Origin of the sequence: Alcanivorax borkumensis SK2 (assembly GCF_000009365.1) — a bacterium.
Taxonomy (GTDB): Bacteria; Pseudomonadota; Gammaproteobacteria; order Pseudomonadales; family Alcanivoracaceae; genus Alcanivorax; species Alcanivorax borkumensis.
Genome location: NC_008260.1, coordinates 1,002,863 through 1,021,920, shown reverse-complemented (window position 1 = coordinate 1,021,920; position 19,058 = coordinate 1,002,863). Strand labels below are relative to the sequence as shown.

Sequence of the window (19,058 nt, the reverse complement as noted above, 5' to 3'; positions counted from 1 at the left end):
ATTATTCCTGCTCCACTAACTTCACCAGATAGGCACCGTAACTGTTCTTCTTGAGCAGTTCGGCCTGCTCCTTTAGCTGCGCCTTGCTGATAAAGCCCATGCGGTAGGCAATTTCTTCCAGGCAGGCCACTTTCAGGCCCTGGCGCTTTTCCAGGGTTTCGATATAGCCCGCGGCTTCATGCAGGGAATCGAAAGTGCCGGTATCCAGCCAGGCGTAGCCACGACCGAGCAGTTCTACGTTGAGGTCGCCACGATCGAGGTACATCTGGTTTACGGTGGTGATTTCCAGCTCACCTCTGTTTGATGGTTTTACCTGCTTGGCGATCTCGACCACATCGTTGTCGTAGAAATAGAGACCAGTAACGGCGTAATTGGATTTGGGCTTTGCAGGCTTCTCTTCGATGGACACCGCGCGCTTGTTTTCATCGAACTCCACTACCCCAAAACGCTCCGGATCGGAGACGTGATAGCCAAAGACGGTGGCGCCGCTTTGCTGGGCATTTGCGTTCTTGAGTAGTTGCGACAAACCTGGGCCGTGATAGATGTTGTCGCCCAACACCAAGCACACCGGCGCATCGCCGATGAACTCTTCGCCAATGATAAAGGCCTGGGCCAGGCCATCCGGGCTTGGCTGGATGGCATAGGTGAGCTCGATACCGAACTGACTGCCATCGCCCAGCAGGCGCTGGAAGCCGGCCTGATCTTCCGGGGTGGTGATGATCAGCACTTCGCGGATACCCGCCAGCATCAATACTGACAGCGGGTAATAGATCATGGGCTTGTCGTAGATGGGCAGTAGCTGCTTGGACACACCAATGGTGAGTGGATACAGGCGTGTGCCGGAGCCTCCGGCCAGAATGATGCCTTTACGGTTGGTTGCAGTCATAACTAACCCTTTTTGATCCATTTTCGGGAGAGGGCCAGAACCGGCTTTTCCCAAAGTTTGTAGTAAATAGCGCCAGCCAAGATAGAAGCGATTACAGCACCAATGAATATTAGCTCTACATTGACCTGATACACATTAGCGAGCGGCGCCCCTACCCTATTCAAAAATGAAAGGAAAGGATTGTGTATCAAGTAAATGGAATACGAAGCGGCGCCCAGAAAAAGAAGTATTTTTGATCTAAATACAGAGCTCAACACCCCACTGATCTCCATACTGATCAGACTCAGGATCACCATGCCAAATAGTAGACCATTCAAGAGCTTTGCATATACACCCACAACGTCTCCGAGTGTGGCAATCAGCATAGCCATTACCAAACTCCCTAGAATGAAGAATCCAGGTTTTATTTCCGAGCGCCCTTTATCCGTTTTTTGATGATAATAAAGAGCGCAAAGAACACCCACGGAAAACTGGAGATTGTGCATATTCAAAATGAACTTTGCATAAAACCCATCCACACCACTCAGGGGCGCCACCAATATAAGGCCGGACCAGACTGCCAGCACAATCCAGAACGCCTTTCTTGAAATAAAGAAAAGAGAAAAAACAACGTAGAAAAGGAATTCATGCATCAGCGTCCAGCTTACGGACAATGCAGGACTCCCATACATTGTGGGGATAAGAAAGAGAGAAGATGCCAGGCTAATCTCTCTTCCTCCCTGGCTCAGATTCGGCAAGATCATATAGAGTGCAAGCATGGCGATAGATATTGGTATGAACGCCGGGTAGAGCCTGAAAAAGCGTTTTTTACTGTATAAAGTCGCCTGTGCTCGTCCGCCCACATCATTTTTATGGGCCCAGTAGATAATAAATCCACTGAGCACGAAGAAAAAATCAACGCCTATATTTCCAAAGCCCCAAAATCCACCAAATGCCTCACCATAAAACTTGCGGCTTCCCAACGTCGCATGGTGCAAGACAACTAATAATGCAGCTACCGCTCTACCAATCTGCAAGCTGTTAAACATCAAACACCTCAGACATCATGTGTTCCACGCCCTGCTTCCACTCTGGTAATTGGAGGTTGAAGGTGGTTTCCAGCTTTTGGCCATCCAGGCGGGAGTTTTTAGGCCGGATGGCGGGTACTGGGTAGTCTTCGCTGAGGATCGGGTTGACTGACTGAATCGCCAGCGGCAGTCCTTCATTTTGCGCCCAGCCGAACACGTAGCAGGCATAGTCGTACCACGACGTCTCGCCGCTGGCGGCCAGGTGGTAAAGGCCTGAGACGTCAGGCTGTTGTTGCCACTGGCGCAGCGCGTGGGCCGTTACATCTGCAATCAGTTCGGCACCGGTGGGCGCGCCGATCTGATCGTCGATCACATTCAGCGTGTCGCGCTCTTTGGCAAGGCGCAGCATGGTTTTGGCGAAGTTGTTGCCCCGGCTGGCATACACCCAGCTGGTGCGGAATATCAGATGCTGGCAGCCGCTGGCCTGAATGGCCTGCTCGCCGGCCAGCTTCGTGGCGCCGTAGACGTTGAGGGGGCCGGCGCTGTCTGTTTCTTTCCAGGGCTGGTTGCCGCTGCCATCGAAGACGTAATCCGTAGAGTAATGTACCAGCCAGCCGCCATGTGCTTTCATCAACTCTGCCATCAAGGCCGGAGCCTGATGATTGAGTCGCTCAGCCAGCTCCGGTTCGCTCTGGGCCTGATCTACTGCAGTGTAGCCCGCGGCGTTGACCAGCACGTCCGGCTTGATGTGCTCGATGGTTTCGCGCAGGCCATCCAGGTTGCCAATATCACCACACCATCCATTTTGGCCGGCGCGATCCAAGGCGATGAGTTGACCGAACGGCGCCAGGGCACGCTGCAACTCCCAGCCGACCTGTCCGTTTTTGCCTAGCAGCAAGATTGTCTTTTTTGCCTGCGTCCTTGCCATGGCCTTTATTCCTTTCCCTCAGTGCCTGAACCGGTGCCAAGCCGTTCGCGCCGGTAGCTGCCATCCTGCACTCGTTGGCACCATTCGCTGTTATCGAGATACCACAGCACGGTCTTGCGGATGCCGGTTTCAAAAGTTTCTTGCGGGGTCCAGCCCAGCTCTCGCTCGATCTTACTGGCGTCGATGGCGTAGCGCAGATCATGGCCTGGGCGGTCCCGGACATGTGTGATCAGATCCCGGTACTGGCTGATACCTTCTGGTTTACTCGGTACCAGCTCTTCGAGCAGATCACAGAGGGTGTGTACCACGTCGATGTTCTGTTTTTCGTTGTGGCCGCCGATATTGTAGGTCTCCCCCACTTTGCCTTCAGTTGCCACTTTGTAGAGGGCGCGGGCATGGTCTTCCACGTAGAGCCAGTCACGTACCTGGGTACCCTGGCCGTACACCGGTAAAGGTTTTCCTTCCAGGGCATTGAGGATCATCAGCGGGATGAGCTTTTCCGGGAAGTGGAAAGGCCCGTAATTGTTGGAGCAGTTGGTGATCAGTGTGGGAAAGCCATAGGTCCGCAACCAGGCGCGCACCAGATGGTCGGAGCTGGCCTTGCTGGCGGAATACGGGGAGCTGGGTGCATAGGGAGTGGTTTCGGTAAACAAGTCTTCCGGGCCATCCAGATCGCCGTACACTTCATCGGTGGAGATGTGATGGAAGCGGAAAGCCTGCTGGGCAGTGTCGTCTAGGCTGTTCCAGTATTGGCGTGCCGCTTCCAGCAAGGTGTAGGTCCCTATGATGTTGGTTTCCATGAAGGCCGCCGGGCCATCAATGGAACGGTCCACGTGGCTTTCTGCGGCGAGGTGCATGATCACATCGGGCTGGTGCCGTTGTAATACCCCATCCAAGGTATGCCGGTCACAAATATCCACTTTTTCAAAGGTATAGCGGGGACTGTCGCTGACACTGAGCAGGCTTTCCAGGTTGCCGGCATAGGTGAGCTTGTCCACATTGACGACACTGTCGTCCGTGTTGCTGATGATGTGACGAATAACGGCGGAACCGATAAAGCCTGCACCGCCGGTGACCAGAATTTTCATGCGTCGCTTCCAGTATTCAGTGTGCTTTCGTACCAGGGCATGGCCTTACCGATGCCATCGTAAATGCGGTAGGCGGGTTCATAGCCCAGCAACTCTTGTGCCTTGCTGATGTCGGCCTGGGAGTGGCGAACGTCTCCTGCGCGGAAATCACGGTAAACAGGATCACTTTCATAGTTCACCCCACACTCTTTCAGGGCTGTTTTAAGCGCATCGAACAGGGTGTTCAGCGTGGTTCTGTCGCCCAAGGCCACGTTGAAGACCTGGTTTTTTGCTTCTGCCTCTGCGGTGGCGGCCAACAGATTTATCTGCACCACATTCTCGATAAAGCAGAAATCCCGGCTGGTTTCGCCGTCGCCATTGATGAACACGTCCTCGCCCTGGATCATGGCGGCGGTCCATTTGGGGATGACCGCGGCGTAGGCACCGTTAGGGTCCTGGCGTTTGCCGAACACGTTAAAATAGCGCAAGCCGATGGTGTTGAAATCGTAGGTGCGGGCAAATACGTCAGCATAGAGTTCGTTGACGTATTTCGTGACGGCATAAGGGGAAAGGGGCTTGCCGATTTTGTCTTCCACTTTGGGTAGGCCCGGGTGGTCGCCGTAGGTAGAACTGGAGGCCGCGTAGGTGAAGCTGGCCACGTTTTCGTCTTTGGCGGCCACTAGCATATTCAGAAAGCCGTCGATATTCGCTTGGTTAGTAGTGATTGGGTCTTCGATAGAACGCGGGACGGAGCCCAGGGCAGCCTGATGGAGTACGTAGTCCACACCCGTGACCGCTTTTTTGCAGTCATCCAGACTGCGGATGTCGCCTTCAATGAAGGTGAAGTTGGCCCATTGGTCAGCAGTGACGGTTTGCTGGACTTCATCCAGGTTGTGCTGGTGGCCAGTGGCAAAGTTGTCCAGGCCGATGACAGTTTGGTTCAAGCCCAACAATGTTTCGAGTAAATTCGAGCCGATAAAACCGGCCACGCCGGTGACGAGCCAGGTTTTGGGATTGGCTTTAAGGTCTTGCTGTACCTGTTCGTAGCGGGTTGTCATGGCGATTCAGTTTCTCGTAGATTCAGTTTGTTTGTGGGCGCGGTTGTTGCGCCGCGACTTTCCTGCTTACGTTCCTTTCTCGGTAGAACGACCGCCCCACAAAAATTGCCTTTCGGGTTTCGACTGTGGAGGCTCGAGCTGCCAGCGACGTTATCCGCTCCGTCTACTCTACCGGGCCGCGCTTCGTACGCGCCTTCTCATCGCTCAGGCCTATGGGTTTCTTCCCTAGTGGCCCACAGCTAGCAACGTTCCTTCACAACCTTAGGTCCACCTCTTCCTTGGGGAGGCTGTATTTCAGGTCATACAGGATATGCTCGGGTTTGCCGAAGCCTCTGATAGCCTGGGAGCCCATGGCTTTGAACTGGTTGTGGCCCACGGCTAGAAGGATGGCGTCGTAGGCCTCCATCTCTGGCGTTGCTACTGGCGTGATGCCGTATTCGTGTTGGGACTCTGCAGCGTTAATCCAGGGATCATGAACGTCTACCTGGATGTTGTAGTCCTGCAGCTCTTTCACCACGTCGACCACACGCGTGTTACGCAGGTCCGGGCAGTTTTCCTTGAAGGTAAGCCCCATAACCAGGACTCGGGAACCGTTAACCTGAATGCTACGGGTGAGCATAGCCTTAACCAGCTCGCTTGCCACATGGCGGCCCATGGCATCGTTAATTCGACGCCCAGCAAGTATGACTTCCGGGTGGTAGCCTATCGATTGGGCTTTATGCGTGAGGTAATAAGGGTCTACACCGATACAATGCCCGCCCACCAAGCCTGGCCGGAAGGGTAAAAAATTCCATTTGGTGCCTGCGGCCTGCAGCACTTCCTCGGTGTCTACTCCCATTCGATTAAAAATCATCGAGAGTTCGTTAACCAAGGCGATATTCAGATCACGCTGAGTATTTTCGATAACCTTTGCGGCTTCGGCCACCTTGATACTGGACGCCTTGTGGGTGCCGGCGGTGATAATGGAGGCGTAAATTTGGTCCACCAGTTCCGCCACTTCCGGGGTAGAGCCGGATGTGACTTTGGTGATCGTAGTAACACGATGCTCTTTATCACCTGGGTTGATACGCTCTGGGCTATAACCGGCGAAGAAGTCCTTGTTGAAGACCAGCCCGGAAACCTTCTCCAACACAGGCACGCAATCTTCTTCTGTGGCACCCGGATAGACGGTGGATTCGTAGATGACAATATCGCCTTTTTTGAGCGTCTTGCCGATGGTTTCTGACGCCTTTACCAATGGCGTTAGGTCAGGCCGTTTATGCTCATCAATCGGCGTAGGCACAGTAACGATGTAAACGTTGCAGTCACGCAGGCTGGCTGGATCAGCACTAAAGGTTAATTGGTTAGCCGATGCAAGCTCTTCATCATCCACTTCCAGCGTAGCATCATGGCCATCGTTCAACGCATCAATGCGTGGCTTGTTGATGTCAAAACCAATGACTGAACGACGTTTACCAAATTCCACAGCCAACGGCAAACCCACGTAGCCCAAACCGATAACGGCTAACTTAATATCACCCAATTCCATTACTCTTACCTTTCCGGTCTGTACCGGCCCCTACACTGATTTCAATCGGTTAGTTATTACCGCCTATCGCGCTGCCAACGAAGGCTTCTACAGTGGAACGATTCTAATCGTTACTTTTACTGTATTCATAAGCGTAGTAGCTGTATTCATTAGTGGCCCGCCGTTCCATGCAATTCAGGATCGCCCCTTTAATTTCAACATTGTTTTGGGCAAAGCGGGTCAAGGCTGCGTCCACTTCTTTAACGGAGTTAACGCCATAACGTGTGACTAGCAGGCTGCTACCCGCCAACTGTCCAATAATGGCAGAATCCGTGACCGCAAGGATTGGGGGCGTGTCTATCAGCACTAGATCATATTCATCGCTAAGCTCTTCCATTAAGTTAGAAAAGCGCGCATGCATGAGCAGTTCAGACGGGTTCGGCGGAGCCTTGCCACGAGGAATTAAATGCAGGTTATCATCCTCCGTTGCAAGGATAATCTCTTCCTTGGTGTGCTGGCCTGAAAGATACCCGGACAATCCAATTTCATGGCCTCGCGCAAAAAAACGATGCAAGTGTCCTTTGCGCATATCCGCATCAATGACGAGAATCTTCTGGCCTGCTTTTGCCAATACTGCGGCCAGGTTCGCGGACACAAATGATTTACCCACACCAGGACTTGGACCAGCTACCATAAGAATATTATTGCTGGCGTCCATCATCGCAAAGTGCAAGCTAGTACGGAGGCTGCGCAAGGCTTCAATGGCAAGATCATTAGGATCAATATCCGCCAGTAGAGGAATGCTATGTAGGCCTTTACTGCTCTTGCGACGCTTAACCAATGAGCTCATGCGTTCTGCTTTTTGCTGGTGTTCTGACAATGGTATAGCGGCGTAAACAGACACCCCCTGCTCTTCCAGTTTTTCTGGGGATTCAATACCTTTACTAAGAAGGGACCGCATTAGAACCAAGCCGGCTGCAGCCCCCGCGCCAAGCATCGTCGCAATAACAACGACAAGAGATTTTTTGGGTTTGATCGGGGCGGGCTGGACTAGCGCTTCATCAATTATGCGGACACTACCCACCGTGCCGGCTTTAAGAATGCGCAGCTCTTGAGTCTTGTTAAGTAGCCCAACATAAATTTGCTGCGTTACTTCCACATCGCGCATCAAACGTAGTATTTCCTGCTGGGTTTTAGGAAGATCTTTTATCTGTTGGTCCAGTTGGTTTTTTTCTTCGACCAGAGACCTCCGCTGCCGGATTAACGTCTGGTAGGTGGGGTGCTCGCGGGTGAAGCGGCTGGCAATTTCGCCTTCTTGGATTTTCAGCTCATTGATTTTTGCTTCCAGCCCCACACTTCGTTCCAGTACTGATTGTGTTTCCATGGTCAAATCCACAGATTCACTTTCCAACCGATAGGCATTCAATTTTTCTTCTGCGGCCGTCAATTTTTCCTTAATTTCAGGCAATTGTTTTCCAAGAAACGCTAGGCTATTTTCCGCTTCTGCCGAACGACGCTCTATATTCTGCAATACGTAGACGTTGCTGATCGTATCGAGAACTGCTTTGATTTGTTGCTTGTCGGGCCCCGTCGCTGTCATGGACAACATACCCGTTTTCCCAATTTCTTGAACTGACAACATCCCTCGTAGTCGGTTAATCGCTGCGATTTCGGGTAAACGAGTAATTAAGACTGGCTCGCCGCCAAACACCCAGTCAGTGATAAACAAACGCACACTTCCATCTTCACTGATAATCGGTTTTCCAAGAGGCGCCGTACCCACAAGGCCGCCCTCAAAGTACAATGCCGGCTGTCCTTTCTCCTCGATAATCTTGAATGATCGACCCAAAAGACGGTCTGGCACATTAAAGGCACTGACCTTTATAAAAGTTTCGCTGTCTCGATAACCCGCAAATGCGGGTCGAGGTAAGAAAGGCGGCGCAGGATCAGGAGCCGTCATTTTTCCCCACAGGGAATTTCGCTCAGGCTGGACTTGAATATCCATTTTGAGCTGTGAAATCACCTCTCTGAGAATCATGCGCGAGCGAAGAATTTCAATTTCAGCCGCAGTGGAGGATTCCTGCTCAAACATCTGATTGAGTTCAGAAAGGCCGGGCACACCACTGCTTTTCTGCTCAACCTGTAAGAGCGCATCGCCTTTATAAATAGGCGTGGCAAACATGACATAGCTAATCGCTGCCAGCATCGCAACCACTGCCGTGGATGCAATTAATAGCCAATGCTCCACGAGCACGGCCAGCAGGAGTGCGAAGTCGATATCAGGCTCTGCATCGTTAGCTGATAGATGCCGTTTCATGCTGTTATTTTCTGCCATTCGTTTATAAACCGGTTGTATACTTCTCGACCCTGGGACTTTCTACCTACTTACCCCTGATCCCTAAATTTTTTTAGCCCACGCGTGCGCGGCACTATCCATTAACAAATAAATAGACTCGAAAGCCTCACGCCCTCGCTTATAGGGATCCGGAATGTTATGTCGCCCATTCCAATGGCTTGCTAGAAACGTCTTTCCGCTAGCTTCTGGAAACTGCCGAGAAAGACGCTCCTTCTGATGCGCTTCCATCACCAGAATCAAATCGTATTCAGCACACATTGCTGAACTCAGTTTACGTGCTACATGCTTAGGGCAAGTGAGCCCATGATTTTCAGCGACTTGCCGCGCTGTGGCATCCATATCTTGGCCCTCCAACCCAACCAGCCCTGCTGATTCAACGATTTTCTCGGGCCTTAGTGCTTTGAGTTGTGCAGCCAAAGTGGGACTTCTACAAATATTTCCATCACAGACAACCAGAATCCGGTTGAACATGCTTAATCCCTCAATTTATCTTCTGTACTGCTCCCCAAGTACAACGCACTAACCGAAGGCAAAATCAGACTAAGCACGCGGTTCCACTTGGCCAGAGGCGCCGCAGTAACATAAACAATATCCCGCTCTTGTAACGTAAAGCTGTCTGCCAGTACCAGAGCTGCGGCATCTTTTGCATTTAGCTGATAAACATCAATACCATGATCTGCTGCCAAAGGAGCCTTGCGGAAGACAAACACCCCTGAAGCATCGGATTGACGCTGGTCAAAGCCACCATTTTCAGCTAACGCTTCCGCCAGCGTTATACCATTGCGCCCCATCTTCAGGCTGGCAGCTTTACCTACCTCACCAAGAACAAACACTTTCGCATCCGTCACCGGGTTTACGTTAATAACATCATTAGGCTGCAGCAGGATATTCTGGCTGGTATTGCCATACTGATAGATATCACGCAACGAAAGGCGATAATCCCTGCCATTACGGGTAAGAACGACGCTACTCCAGTCCGCTGCTTCTGTGAGCCCGCCCGCTTCGCCAATCGCGTCAATTAATCGAGTAGGCACATTCGTCACCGGAAACAAACCGGGCTCATCGACTTCACCGGTAACATAGATTTTTTTGTGACGAAAGGCCGCGATAGACACATCGACTTGTGGGTCTTCGATGTATTTAGAAAGACGTCGGGTAAGCATGTCTCGTATTTCCGTTACCCGCAGCCCTTCAACACTCACGATCCCTACGTACGGGTAAAAAATAGTGCCATCACTGTGAACCCAATTCCCCGACTCAGCCGAACTGCGCAAAGAACCGGCAGGAATAGTCAGCTCGGGATGATCCCAAACCGTAATCTGCAGCACGTCGCCCGGGCCAACCAAATAATGGTAATCCTCATCGGACAAATCGATAGCAGGAGGAACGCCTCTGTCAACCGGATGTATATCTTGTTTTTTGAGTATCCCCGTTCCAATTGAATGAACTTTTACTACATCAGGAAGCGGCGCGCCTTCTGATGAACCATCCTCATCATCCAGAAACCAACCCGGAGTTGGAGAATGATAGGAACCCGGCACAACCGTACAGCCCGCCAATAATACAAACAGGCCAGCAGCCAAAAATTTACCGAGTGGATTCATAAATACCTGCATAAACTCTGTTACCAATTGATGTCGCGGGTCCACTGAAGGCCAGCGGTAAACCGCTCCCGCTTTTCATAGGTGACTACGGCTTCATTCGTAGTAGAAAGCAACCAGTTCAGCCGGCCGCCCAGTAGGGGGTGGCCGATGCGCAATTCGGCCAGCGTGATGTCTTGTTCGTCTGCGGCCTGAAGAATTTCGTCCCCATCGATATGCAGCACTGCGCGTGTGCTCCCCTCGTCATTCAGGGTCGCTCGGGAAAGGCTCAGAGAGACCGTCACATCGTTACGAAAAAACTGCTGCACACCCAGGGTGGTGACTTTGGCGTCACCCTCCCAAGTACTGGCCAGGTTACGGCCATGGTAGCGGAAACCGGTCTTGTAGGTGCTGTGCTCGTACATAACATTGTGGCGTCGATCACCAAACCAACTACCCGCCACGGTCTCGGTGGCTTCAGCAAAGAAACGCTGGGAGCCTTTTCCCCAGCCGGTGACTATATCGATACCGGCGAGAGACGATCGCTTGGAGGGCAGGCCACCGGCTTCATCTTCACCAATGAACTGGCCATAAATCCCCAGTGGCACATCACCGGGATTCAACGACAGACGAAAATCCACCCCCCCGATTTGATTACTGGGGTCATCATCATCATCGAAACCTGACGATTCGCCGTTATCTCGGCCAATGGTCGCGTCCCAGAAAGCCTGAAAGTTCTGCGGACGCCCTTCCCCGCCCCACTGAGCCAGCCGCGTGAGGCCGATTTGTAGCGAGTCCAGCGGTTTGAAGACAAAGCGTGCACCTAGCACATGGGCATCGGGCACAGCCCGGTCTTGTTCCTGGCGCCCGGCAATAAACTGTAAATCCCAAGGGCCGATCCAGCTGAGCCAAGGGCTTTGCGGAGCCAGCGGCATTTGCCGAGACAGCCACACTCCGGGTATCGGGCGGGCATTGTTGGAGAGCGCCAACGAGCTTTGCCAGCCCGGCCCCCACCAGCGGTCGATAGCGCCTACGCCCAGCTGCCAGTTGCCAACAATACCGGCCAGGTAACTGTCATCCATGCGCACATATTCATTGTCGCGATCGCCATCCACATACCCGATGGCCAATCGCCCCGCCCAACGATCACCCATGCCATAAAGTGTCACTTGGCTGGTCTGTTCATCTTCCACTTGGGTGTCGAAGCTGGTGTAAAGGGGCTCTTGATTGGCCACCCCCAAAGTAATAGAAGCACCACGGGTGCTTTGCTTGGCTTGGCGGAGGGCTTTTTCAAGGAAGGCGGCATGCTGGCTTTCACAGCGTTCTGTTTCCCCTTCCGGGAGGCTATGGCGGGCAAGGCGATAACCCTTCATTAGGGCGGCCCAGCTGATTGGCCAGCTGAGCGTCACTCCCTCTAGGCAGCCTTGAGATTGCAGCACCTCAATGTGATGGCGTGCAGCCAGATCACCAGCCGACACCCATGGAGAAGAAGCCTGGGCGCTGCTTGCAGCCAAAAGGGCAAAGCCCGCAAAATACCAACGAGTTGATCGTAAAGAGAACGGCACTACGGACATCCTATCCAGCTGTTTAACATCATGGGGGCGAATTATTAATGCTTTTTTTTGTCATCCATATGACAAGCTGCGGCATTTTACCGTTTGTTTACCGTAATGCGAATGGTCTTCAATACTAAACCAACGTAATTAATACGAATTAATGACACAGGCCCCTTGATGACTAGGGATACGGTTAGAAAAAAATACCGGATTTTGTCTAACAATCCAGCAGGGAATACTAGCCCGTTAGCCTGTTATCGCTAGAGCGAGGGGAAAGGGAGCAAAACGAAGAGAGCAGAAGGGTCGGCTTACGGCCTTTGGGCCATAGCGGCCTAAGCCGACAATGGAATGAAGCGCCCGCCTTAAAGGCTTTGCAGGGCATCGCGTATGGGGGTATCACCAGAGATGACGTCGAACTCTTGGTTACGAGTCTCCATTCGGGTGACTTCCGCCAGCACCTTGGTCACATCTTCTCGGGAGATTTCCCCGAAACCCTTTATTTTCTTCTCCAGCCTGATGTGCCCCAGCGGCGGTTCCTCAGTGAGGCGGCCCGGGCGGACGATGACATAATCTAGCCCGCTGCTGCGCAGGTGATTGTCTGCATTACCTTTGGCTTCGAAGTAATGGCGCATTTTTTCCGGGCCACTGTCCGGATCATCCGCACGCATGGAGCTGACCATGATAAAGCGGCTGGCGCCCTGCTCTTTTGCTTGATCCACCAGCGAGATGGCACCGTTCTGGTCCACATCGATGGTTTTATCCGGGCCGGTGTGAGGGCCGGAACCGGCGGTGAATATGACAGCATGCTGCCCTTTCAGGGCATCCCGGCAGTCGCCCTCCAAATCTGCCACCACCACATCGGCGGCTCCCAGCTCTTTGAGTGACTGTGCTTGGGCGGCATCGCGGACCATGGCGGTCACGTGGATGTTGTCGGCGGCCAAATGAGGAATCAGCCGGCGGCCAATTTTTCCGTTTGCGCCTGCAATAAGAACGTTCACGCGGGTCTCCTTTTCCGGTTGGTTAATAACAGGGGTTGTGATGGCGCGGAGGACTTTCAAGGGTAACCGGTGTGTGTAGGTCAGATTGACCCAAGGGCACAGAGAGCCTGAGAGGCGTAATCCGACATTTCATCATTATGGATGGGCAGCAAGGCTTGGTTGTCGGCTTACGGCTACACCTAAGTCGACCTACACAATCACTAGGATTCACCCGATGTTGCACCTCAAGGCGTGATCATCACTGTCATGGAGACATTTATGCGCCCGATACTACTGATAGTGAGCCTGATTATGCTCAACGCCTGCCAAAGCACACCTCGCGCCCCCATTGAGGTGGCCGCCCCCTTCGACCTAGACCGTTTTATGGGCAAATGGTATGTGATTGCCAATATTCCTACTTTTCCCGAAAAAGGCGCTTATAACGCCACGGAAACGTACCGCCGGGCCGGGCCGAATGAAATTGCCACCACCTTTACCTTCCGTAAGGGTGGCCCAGAGGGTGAGCTGAAGACCATGACTCCCACCGGGTTTGTGAGCGAAGAAAACCCGGCGATATGGGGGATGCGGTTCCTCTGGCCATTCAAGGCCGACTTCCGGGTGCTGTACGTAAGCCCGGATTACCAGGCCACCATTGTGGGCCGGGAAAAACGCGATTACCTGTGGATTATGGCCCGCAGCCCTGAGATAGAAGCCAGCACCTACCAACACTTGCTGGAGACCGCCAAGGCCCGCGGTTACAGCCTGAACAAGCTGCAAAAAGTACCCCAGCTGTGGTGATGTTTGTTGCTGGCGCGCGCCGGCTAACGGGGTAGCCACCTCTGCCGGCCTATGGTCAGTGTTCTCATGCTGGGGCCAGCGTAACGGGAATGCCATTGAGCTGCGCCATGGCCGTTACCGCTTCCACCCGCTCGGTGCCCAGCACATCGTTGATGCTGCTGCCCGCTGTACTCCGGGCAATGCCCAACTGAACGCCCGCGCGATCATGGCCCCAACCATGGGGCACGCTGACCACACCGGGCATGATGTCGTCACTGAGGGTGGCCGGTAGCGTTATGCTGCCGGCACTGCCGCTAATGAGCACATCTGCGCCCTCTTGCACCCCCAACCGTTCTGCATCCACAGGGTGGAGCATGGCGTTGAAACGGCCTTTGCCTTTGATTAGCCGTTGGCTGTTGTGCATCCAGGAGTTATTGCTGCGCAGATGACGGCGGCCAATCATCAACAGCTGATTGCCTTGCGGGGCATCCGGCACCGGCAACCCTTGCAGTGCCCGGTTATAGAGGGCGGGAACCAGATTGATCCGTTGATTGGGGGTGTAAAGGCGTTGCGGCAGCATGGGCACCAGCGGCCCTAAATCAATGCCATGGGGAGCGGCTTCCAAGCGCTTTAACGTTAACCCACCGCTGTTGCCACGCAGCAAACGCCAAGCCACTTTAGGCAGGGTATGCAAGCCCTTTTCCCTCAGCTCGGCTAGGGCCTTGCCGCCACTACCATAGGGCCCCAGGCGCAGGCCCAAATCGATAATGCCCCGGTCGCCCAGCGTGCGGATAAAACGATCGGTGGCGGCAAACTTCAAGCGGTTGCGGCGACTGCGGGCGTTAAGCCGGTTCAACCGTGAGGTGAGCCCAAGCAGGATTTCCCAATCGTGCAACATGCCTTCCGGGCGAGGCACCAACGGTGGCGTGTATTTCACCACATTGCGCACCGCCACCGCCTGAAAAATAGGGTCGAACTGGCCGTGTTCGAGCTGGCCGGTGGGCGGCAGAATAATGTCCGCATGGCGGGTGGTTTCATTGATGTAAAAATCGATGCTGACCATGAAATCCAGGCCACTGAGCGCACGATCCAGCTTGTTGCCATCTGGGCACGACAACACCGGGTTGCCGGCATGAGAAATAAAGGCTTTTATCTGGCCGCGCCCCGGCGTCAGCATTTCATCGGCCATGGCCGTGACCGGAAATTCACCGCCGAACTCCGGGTAGCCGTTCACCCGGCTGCGATAAGCGTCGAAGCTGCCGGTATCGCCACTCAGGCCACTCATGCTGACAACATCAAAAGCCGGGTTGGTGAACATGACGCCCCCTTGGCGGTCCAGATTGCCGGTGAGGATGTTAATCACATAGACCAGCCAGGCGCTGAGGCTGCCGTGGGCGCTGGTGGTTACCCCCACGCGGGAGTACACCGCCGCGCTGGGCGCGTTAGCAATATCGCGAGCCAGCGTGCGGATAGTCTCGGCGGGTATGCCCACCGCCTCAGCCACTTTTTCCGGGGTCCAGGGCGCCACCAGCTTCTCTAGGGTTTGCTTGCCATCAAGCAAGCCATCGATACGGCCCGGCGCCACCAATAATTCCGCATACAGCACCTGCACTAGCGCCAGCAGCAGGTACACATCGGTGCCCGGGCGCACGAAATGATGCTCGTTTGCCAGCTGGGCGGTTTCGGTACGACGCGGGTCCACCACCACCAGTTTGCCCCCGCGGCTTTGCAGCGCCTTGAGGCGATTTTTCACGTCGGGGACGGTCATGATGGAACCGTTGGAAACCAATGGGTTACCGCCAATGATCATGAAGTAATCGGTACGGTCGATATCCGGAATCGGGAACAGGGCCTGGTGGCCAAACAGCTGGTAAGTAGCAAGCTGATGGGGCAACTGGTCCGTTGAGGTGGCGCTGAAGCGCTGGCGGGTATTCAGCGCCCAGGTAAACGGCAACAACATAAACAGGGCTCCGTGGTTGTGTGCCGTGGGGTTGCCCAAGTACAGCGATACCGCATTGTTGCCGTGCGCGCGCTGAATGTCGTGGAGCCGCTGGGCGGTTTCATCCAGGGCTTCATCCCAGCTAATCGGCACCCAGCCATCGGCGGTGCGCTTCACCGGGTGGCGCAGGCGGTCTGGGTCGTTATGCAGATCTTGCAACGCCACGGCCTTAGGGCAGATATGCCCACGGCTGAACGGGTCGGCCTTGTCACCACGGATAGCGTGTATGTCATCTCCGTTGTGCTCTACCTCGATACCGCACATGGCTTCGCATAAATTACAGGTGTGGTAGTGAAGGTGTGTCATCGGTAGCCCCGTTGGTTGCGCGAAGAGTTCTTGTTTATCAGATTCGCGAAGAAAAGGCGCGGTGAATATAGGGTTTTATCGGCGGAATGTACCCAAGGGCTCCGAGGACCTGAAAAGGCGTAATCTGGCAGTAAAGGTGATTTATTTGCCCAACACCTTGAAGCGCTGCTTTAACCGAAACCCCTGATCATCCACCAACGTGAGGGTATGCCAGCCGGGCTCGGCGATGAGCGCCCATTCGTGAAAATGGCGGGTTTCCCCTAAGTAAGTGGCATCCAGGTGCCAATACAGGGTGGCATCGGCGCGCTGGTGCACCGCGCGCAACACCGCCCGGCCCAGCCGACCATTCAGCTCCACCGGAATATAAATGGCGGTGCCCGCATGGGGGTAGATCAGTGCCATGGGCGGCTCGCTATCCATGGCCCGAGCCCCCGCTAAGCAATCCTCCCGCCAGCTGGGCAACGGCCGGTAGTGCGGGTGGCGGCGCTGGTAGAACCAGGCCTGACCGGGAGGCAGCACAAACCAATCGCGATGACGCATGGCGCTTACCGGCTCGCACTGGCTATGCACCCGCTGGCCATTGTTATCCAAATGCACCCGCACATGGTACGGCGTGACGGTTTCGAAATGGCTGTGCAGCGGCGCCTGCCGCTCCACCGTGGGGCAACGCCCCCCGGCCAGATAACCGTCGTCACTGCACACATGCACGGTTTTCAAATCAGCCAAGGGCGCCTCTGGCCAGCGAGCCGGCCCCAGCAGGCTGAACGCGTCCAACATCAACGGCGCTGCAGTGGCCGCGCCGCCCAGGCTAGGAGCCGGCTCACCGTTGCCGTTGCCCGCCCACACGCCCACGGTGTAGCGGCCATTACTGCCGATAGCCCAGGCATCGCGCAGGCCATAGCTGGTACCGGTTTTCCAGGCGATGGCTTGGCTGGAGCTGAACAACCGCCATTGCCGGGCGGTGCCGGGCCGTGCCACCTGGCGCAGGGCATCCAGGGTTAACCAAGCAGCGCCGGGGCTAAGAACAGGGCTGGGCTGCGCCCTGCCGGGCTCTCTATTGGCAAGGGAGGATTGCAACACCGCCACGGGGTAAGCCGGTGCCTGCCGGGCGCTAGCAAACAGCCGTGCGTAAATACCCGTGAGTTCGTTAAGCGCCCCCTCTGCTCCACCCAGCACCAGGGTGAGGCCGTAATCTTCAGCGTTACGAAACAGGGTGGTCATACCCATGCGCTGCAGCTGGTTATGGAAACGCCCCACCCCGTATTCGCGCAGCATGCGCACGGCGGGAATGTTCAGGGACTGACTGAGCGCCTGATGGGCAGGGACAGCGCCCCGGTAGCCATGGTCGAAATTTTCCGGGCTGAAGCCGCCATAATTGGTAGGCAAATCCGGCACCAGCGTATCGGGCAGCAACAACCCATCGTCCAGCATCAGGCCATATAACAAGGGCTTGAGTACGCTGCCCGTGGAGCGCGGCGCACTGGCGATATCCACGGCGGCACCGTATTCGCGGGCATCGCCGTGGGTCATGTTGCCCACGTAGGCGCGGGTGGCCAACTCGATGTGATCAATCACCACCACCGCCACATTATGCACGCCCTCCCCGGCTAAGCGCCGACCATGCCGGCGCGCCAGCTCGCGCACCCGGTGCTGCAGGTCTGCATCCAAAGTAGTGCGGAACAGGTGTTGTTCGCTACTGACGGTGAGAGAGTTCAGCAGGTGGTTGGCGTTAGCGGGCAACGCCTTGGGGGCAGCGGGCAAAGGTTCCAGCAGTGCCAGTTGCAGGTCCCTGGCCGGCAGTGCTCCGCTCTCGTGCAGGTCATTGAGCAACCCATTGCGCTTGGCCCGTAATCGTTCCCGGTTTCGCCCCGGGTGGATCAATGAGGGGGCATTGGGCAGCACCGCCAACAACGCCGCTTCCGCCCAGCTCAACGCCGCCGGTTCCCGGCCAAAGTAACGCCAAGCGGCGGCGCGTAACCCCACAATATTGCCCCCAAAGGGAGCCCGGCTAGCGTACTGGATTAGCAGCTCATCCTTGCTGAAGTGCCATTCCAGCTGCAGCGCCAACAGCGCCTCGCGGGCCTTCTCTGGCAGTGTTCTGGGCGGGTCATCACGCAGCAGCCGGGCCAGCTGCATGGTCAGCGTGGAGCCACCGCTAACCACGCGGCCGGCACGGGCATTGAGCCAGGCAGCCCGAGCAATCGCCAGCGGATCGACCCCGGGGTGAGCGAAGAAGCGCTTGTCTTCGTAACTCAGCAAGGCGCGGCGGTATTTGTCCGGCAACACCTCCACCGGAACGAAGCGCCACTGCTCATCTGCGGCAATACGCGCCCCGAGCAAGCGATCATTGCGGTCCAGCATCAGGGTGGCGTACGGAGTGTGGGTTAGCCGCTCGGGCAATGGCCAGAACTGCAACGCGACCACCATAGGCACAGCGATAATCAGCAGGGTAAGAATTGAACGGCGCAGAAATTTCATCGCGGGTGGGGGCCGGTTGCAAAAGCCTGTATCGGGTTACGGCTACGCCTAACACGACCTGCGAGCGGGAAAGTAGGTCGAATTAGCCTGACAGGCGTAATCCGACATTGCGCATTATTCGTTGCCAACGTCTTCCGGCAGTGACCATTCCCCCCCCCAGTTCGCAGGGTATCGGCCACGGGCCACGTCCCGGTGAAAGCTGCTGTAAGGCCAATCGGCAGGCTGGAGGACATAACCATGCGTTACCGGGTTGTAGTAGAGGTAATCGGTGTGAGTTTGCAAATCATACTCGTCACGAAGGGTATGTTCCCAGAAACGCTTTTGCCAGATCGGTGTGCTCATTTGGCCATGTTTTGTAACCACCCCCTTGATGAAGCGCCAGCGGGTTGAGAAGTCATGGTCCGTTTCCGGCAGGGTCCAGATGCAGTGGAGATCGCCCGGCAGAATAACAATGGCATTCATGCGGAAAGGGTGGCGCGTTTTTACCCTTTTGAAGGCATGACGTAATGAAAGAACGACACGAGAGGGGGTGGCGCAACCCAGCGTAAGTCACATCCCCACCGTGTAGGTCGGATT

15 protein-coding genes are annotated in these 19,058 nt (G+C 55.0%); 1 reads left to right on the top strand and 14 read right to left on the bottom strand.

From position 1 onward, the window contains the following. Nucleotide 1: 1 nt before the first annotated feature. The 11 genes from rfbA to ABO_RS04665 all read right to left on the bottom strand — a co-directional run bounded on the left by rfbA (nt 2) and on the right by ABO_RS04665 (nt 12,943). Nucleotides 2–886, bottom strand: a complete 885-nt coding sequence (gene rfbA, locus ABO_RS04715; RefSeq protein ID WP_011588197.1) for a glucose-1-phosphate thymidylyltransferase RfbA — start codon at nt 884–886, stop codon at nt 2–4. A gap of 2 nt (nt 887–888) precedes the next feature. Continuing rightward, nucleotides 889–1,914, bottom strand: a complete 1,026-nt coding sequence (locus tag ABO_RS04710) for an acyltransferase family protein (protein WP_041704913.1) — start codon at nt 1,912–1,914, stop codon at nt 889–891. Then, complete coding sequence (rfbD, locus tag ABO_RS04705) at nt 1,907–2,821, bottom strand: dTDP-4-dehydrorhamnose reductase (RefSeq protein ID WP_011588195.1); 915 nt, start codon at nt 2,819–2,821, stop codon at nt 1,907–1,909. Before rfbD ends, ABO_RS04710 begins: the two co-directional genes overlap by 8 nt. Before the next feature lie 5 nt (nt 2,822–2,826). Further along, the gene (gene rfbB / locus ABO_RS04700; RefSeq protein ID WP_011588194.1) at nt 2,827–3,909 is read right to left on the bottom strand and encodes a dTDP-glucose 4,6-dehydratase; all 1,083 of its coding nucleotides are present in this window, start codon (nt 3,907–3,909) and stop codon (nt 2,827–2,829) included. After that, the gene (locus ABO_RS04695) at nt 3,906–4,946 is read right to left on the bottom strand and encodes an NAD-dependent epimerase/dehydratase family protein (protein WP_011588193.1); all 1,041 of its coding nucleotides are present in this window, start codon (nt 4,944–4,946) and stop codon (nt 3,906–3,908) included. Before ABO_RS04695 ends, rfbB begins: the two co-directional genes overlap by 4 nt. Before the next feature lie 253 nt (nt 4,947–5,199). Next, nucleotides 5,200–6,474, bottom strand: coding sequence for a Vi polysaccharide biosynthesis UDP-N-acetylglucosamine C-6 dehydrogenase TviB (gene tviB, locus ABO_RS04690; RefSeq protein ID WP_011588192.1), 1,275 nt, complete (start codon nt 6,472–6,474; stop codon nt 5,200–5,202). A 103-nt stretch (nt 6,475–6,577) separates the two neighbouring features. Next, nucleotides 6,578–8,788 (bottom strand): polysaccharide biosynthesis tyrosine autokinase, encoded by a 2,211-nt coding sequence (locus ABO_RS04685; protein ID WP_011588191.1) that lies wholly within the window; start codon nt 8,786–8,788, stop codon nt 6,578–6,580. A 63-nt stretch (nt 8,789–8,851) separates the two neighbouring features. Beyond that, the gene (locus ABO_RS04680; protein ID WP_041704912.1) at nt 8,852–9,280 is read right to left on the bottom strand and encodes a protein-tyrosine-phosphatase; all 429 of its coding nucleotides are present in this window, start codon (nt 9,278–9,280) and stop codon (nt 8,852–8,854) included. 2 nt (nt 9,281–9,282) lie between these two features. Continuing rightward, nucleotides 9,283–10,413, bottom strand: coding sequence for a polysaccharide export protein (locus tag ABO_RS04675; protein ID WP_011588189.1), 1,131 nt, complete (start codon nt 10,411–10,413; stop codon nt 9,283–9,285). A 20-nt stretch (nt 10,414–10,433) separates the two neighbouring features. Next, nucleotides 10,434–11,963: a capsule assembly Wzi family protein gene (locus ABO_RS04670; protein WP_011588188.1), complete on the bottom strand. Its 1,530-nt coding sequence runs from the start codon at nt 11,961–11,963 to the stop codon at nt 10,434–10,436. 344 nt (nt 11,964–12,307) lie between these two features. Continuing rightward, nucleotides 12,308–12,943, bottom strand: coding sequence for an SDR family oxidoreductase (locus ABO_RS04665; RefSeq protein WP_011588187.1), 636 nt, complete (start codon nt 12,941–12,943; stop codon nt 12,308–12,310). A 258-nt stretch (nt 12,944–13,201) separates the two neighbouring features. On the opposite strand from ABO_RS04665, the gene ABO_RS04660 reads away from it, so the two are divergent. Next, nucleotides 13,202–13,720, top strand: a complete 519-nt coding sequence (locus ABO_RS04660; protein ID WP_011588186.1) for a lipocalin family protein — start codon at nt 13,202–13,204, stop codon at nt 13,718–13,720. Nucleotides 13,721–13,784: 64 nt separating this feature from the next. On the opposite strand, the gene ABO_RS04655 is transcribed toward ABO_RS04660, so the two are convergent. From ABO_RS04655 to ABO_RS04645, 3 genes are all read right to left on the bottom strand, one after another. Further along, nucleotides 13,785–16,004 carry a molybdopterin-dependent oxidoreductase gene (locus ABO_RS04655; RefSeq protein ID WP_011588185.1) on the bottom strand — a complete coding sequence of 740 codons (2,220 nt, stop codon included), beginning with the start codon at nt 16,002–16,004 and terminating at the stop codon, nt 13,785–13,787. Nucleotides 16,005–16,145: 141 nt separating this feature from the next. After that, a complete protein-coding gene (gene pbpC, locus ABO_RS04650; protein WP_041704910.1) occupies nt 16,146–18,482 on the bottom strand; it encodes a penicillin-binding protein 1C in 2,337 nt (778 codons plus the stop codon). A 114-nt stretch (nt 18,483–18,596) separates the two neighbouring features. Beyond that, a complete protein-coding gene (locus ABO_RS04645; RefSeq protein ID WP_041704909.1) occupies nt 18,597–19,025 on the bottom strand; it encodes an REP-associated tyrosine transposase in 429 nt (142 codons plus the stop codon). Nucleotides 19,026–19,058 lie beyond the last annotated feature (33 nt).

Excerpts from the sequence above, each read along its gene's own strand:
- pbpC (WP_041704910.1), bottom strand. The coding sequence starts at position 18,482 with ATGAAATTTCTGCGCCGTTCAATTCTTACCCTGCTGATTATCGCTGTG.
- tviB (WP_011588192.1), bottom strand. The coding sequence starts at position 6,474 with ATGGAATTGGGTGATATTAAGTTAGCCGTTATCGGTTTGGGCTACGTG.
- ABO_RS04660 (WP_011588186.1), top strand. The coding sequence starts at position 13,202 with ATGCGCCCGATACTACTGATAGTGAGCCTGATTATGCTCAACGCCTGC.
- ABO_RS04655 (WP_011588185.1), bottom strand. The coding sequence starts at position 16,004 with ATGACACACCTTCACTACCACACCTGTAATTTATGCGAAGCCATGTGC.
- ABO_RS04695 (WP_011588193.1), bottom strand. The coding sequence starts at position 4,946 with ATGACAACCCGCTACGAACAGGTACAGCAAGACCTTAAAGCCAATCCC.
- rfbB (WP_011588194.1), bottom strand. The coding sequence starts at position 3,909 with ATGAAAATTCTGGTCACCGGCGGTGCAGGCTTTATCGGTTCCGCCGTT.
- rfbA (WP_011588197.1), bottom strand. The coding sequence starts at position 886 with ATGACTGCAACCAACCGTAAAGGCATCATTCTGGCCGGAGGCTCCGGC.
- ABO_RS04680 (WP_041704912.1), bottom strand. The coding sequence starts at position 9,280 with ATGTTCAACCGGATTCTGGTTGTCTGTGATGGAAATATTTGTAGAAGT.
- ABO_RS04670 (WP_011588188.1), bottom strand. The coding sequence starts at position 11,963 with ATGTCCGTAGTGCCGTTCTCTTTACGATCAACTCGTTGGTATTTTGCG.
- ABO_RS04675 (WP_011588189.1), bottom strand. The coding sequence starts at position 10,413 with ATGAATCCACTCGGTAAATTTTTGGCTGCTGGCCTGTTTGTATTATTG.
- ABO_RS04710 (WP_041704913.1), bottom strand. The coding sequence starts at position 1,914 with ATGTTTAACAGCTTGCAGATTGGTAGAGCGGTAGCTGCATTATTAGTT.
- rfbD (WP_011588195.1), bottom strand. The coding sequence starts at position 2,821 with ATGGCAAGGACGCAGGCAAAAAAGACAATCTTGCTGCTAGGCAAAAAC.
- ABO_RS04685 (WP_011588191.1), bottom strand. The coding sequence starts at position 8,788 with ATGGCAGAAAATAACAGCATGAAACGGCATCTATCAGCTAACGATGCA.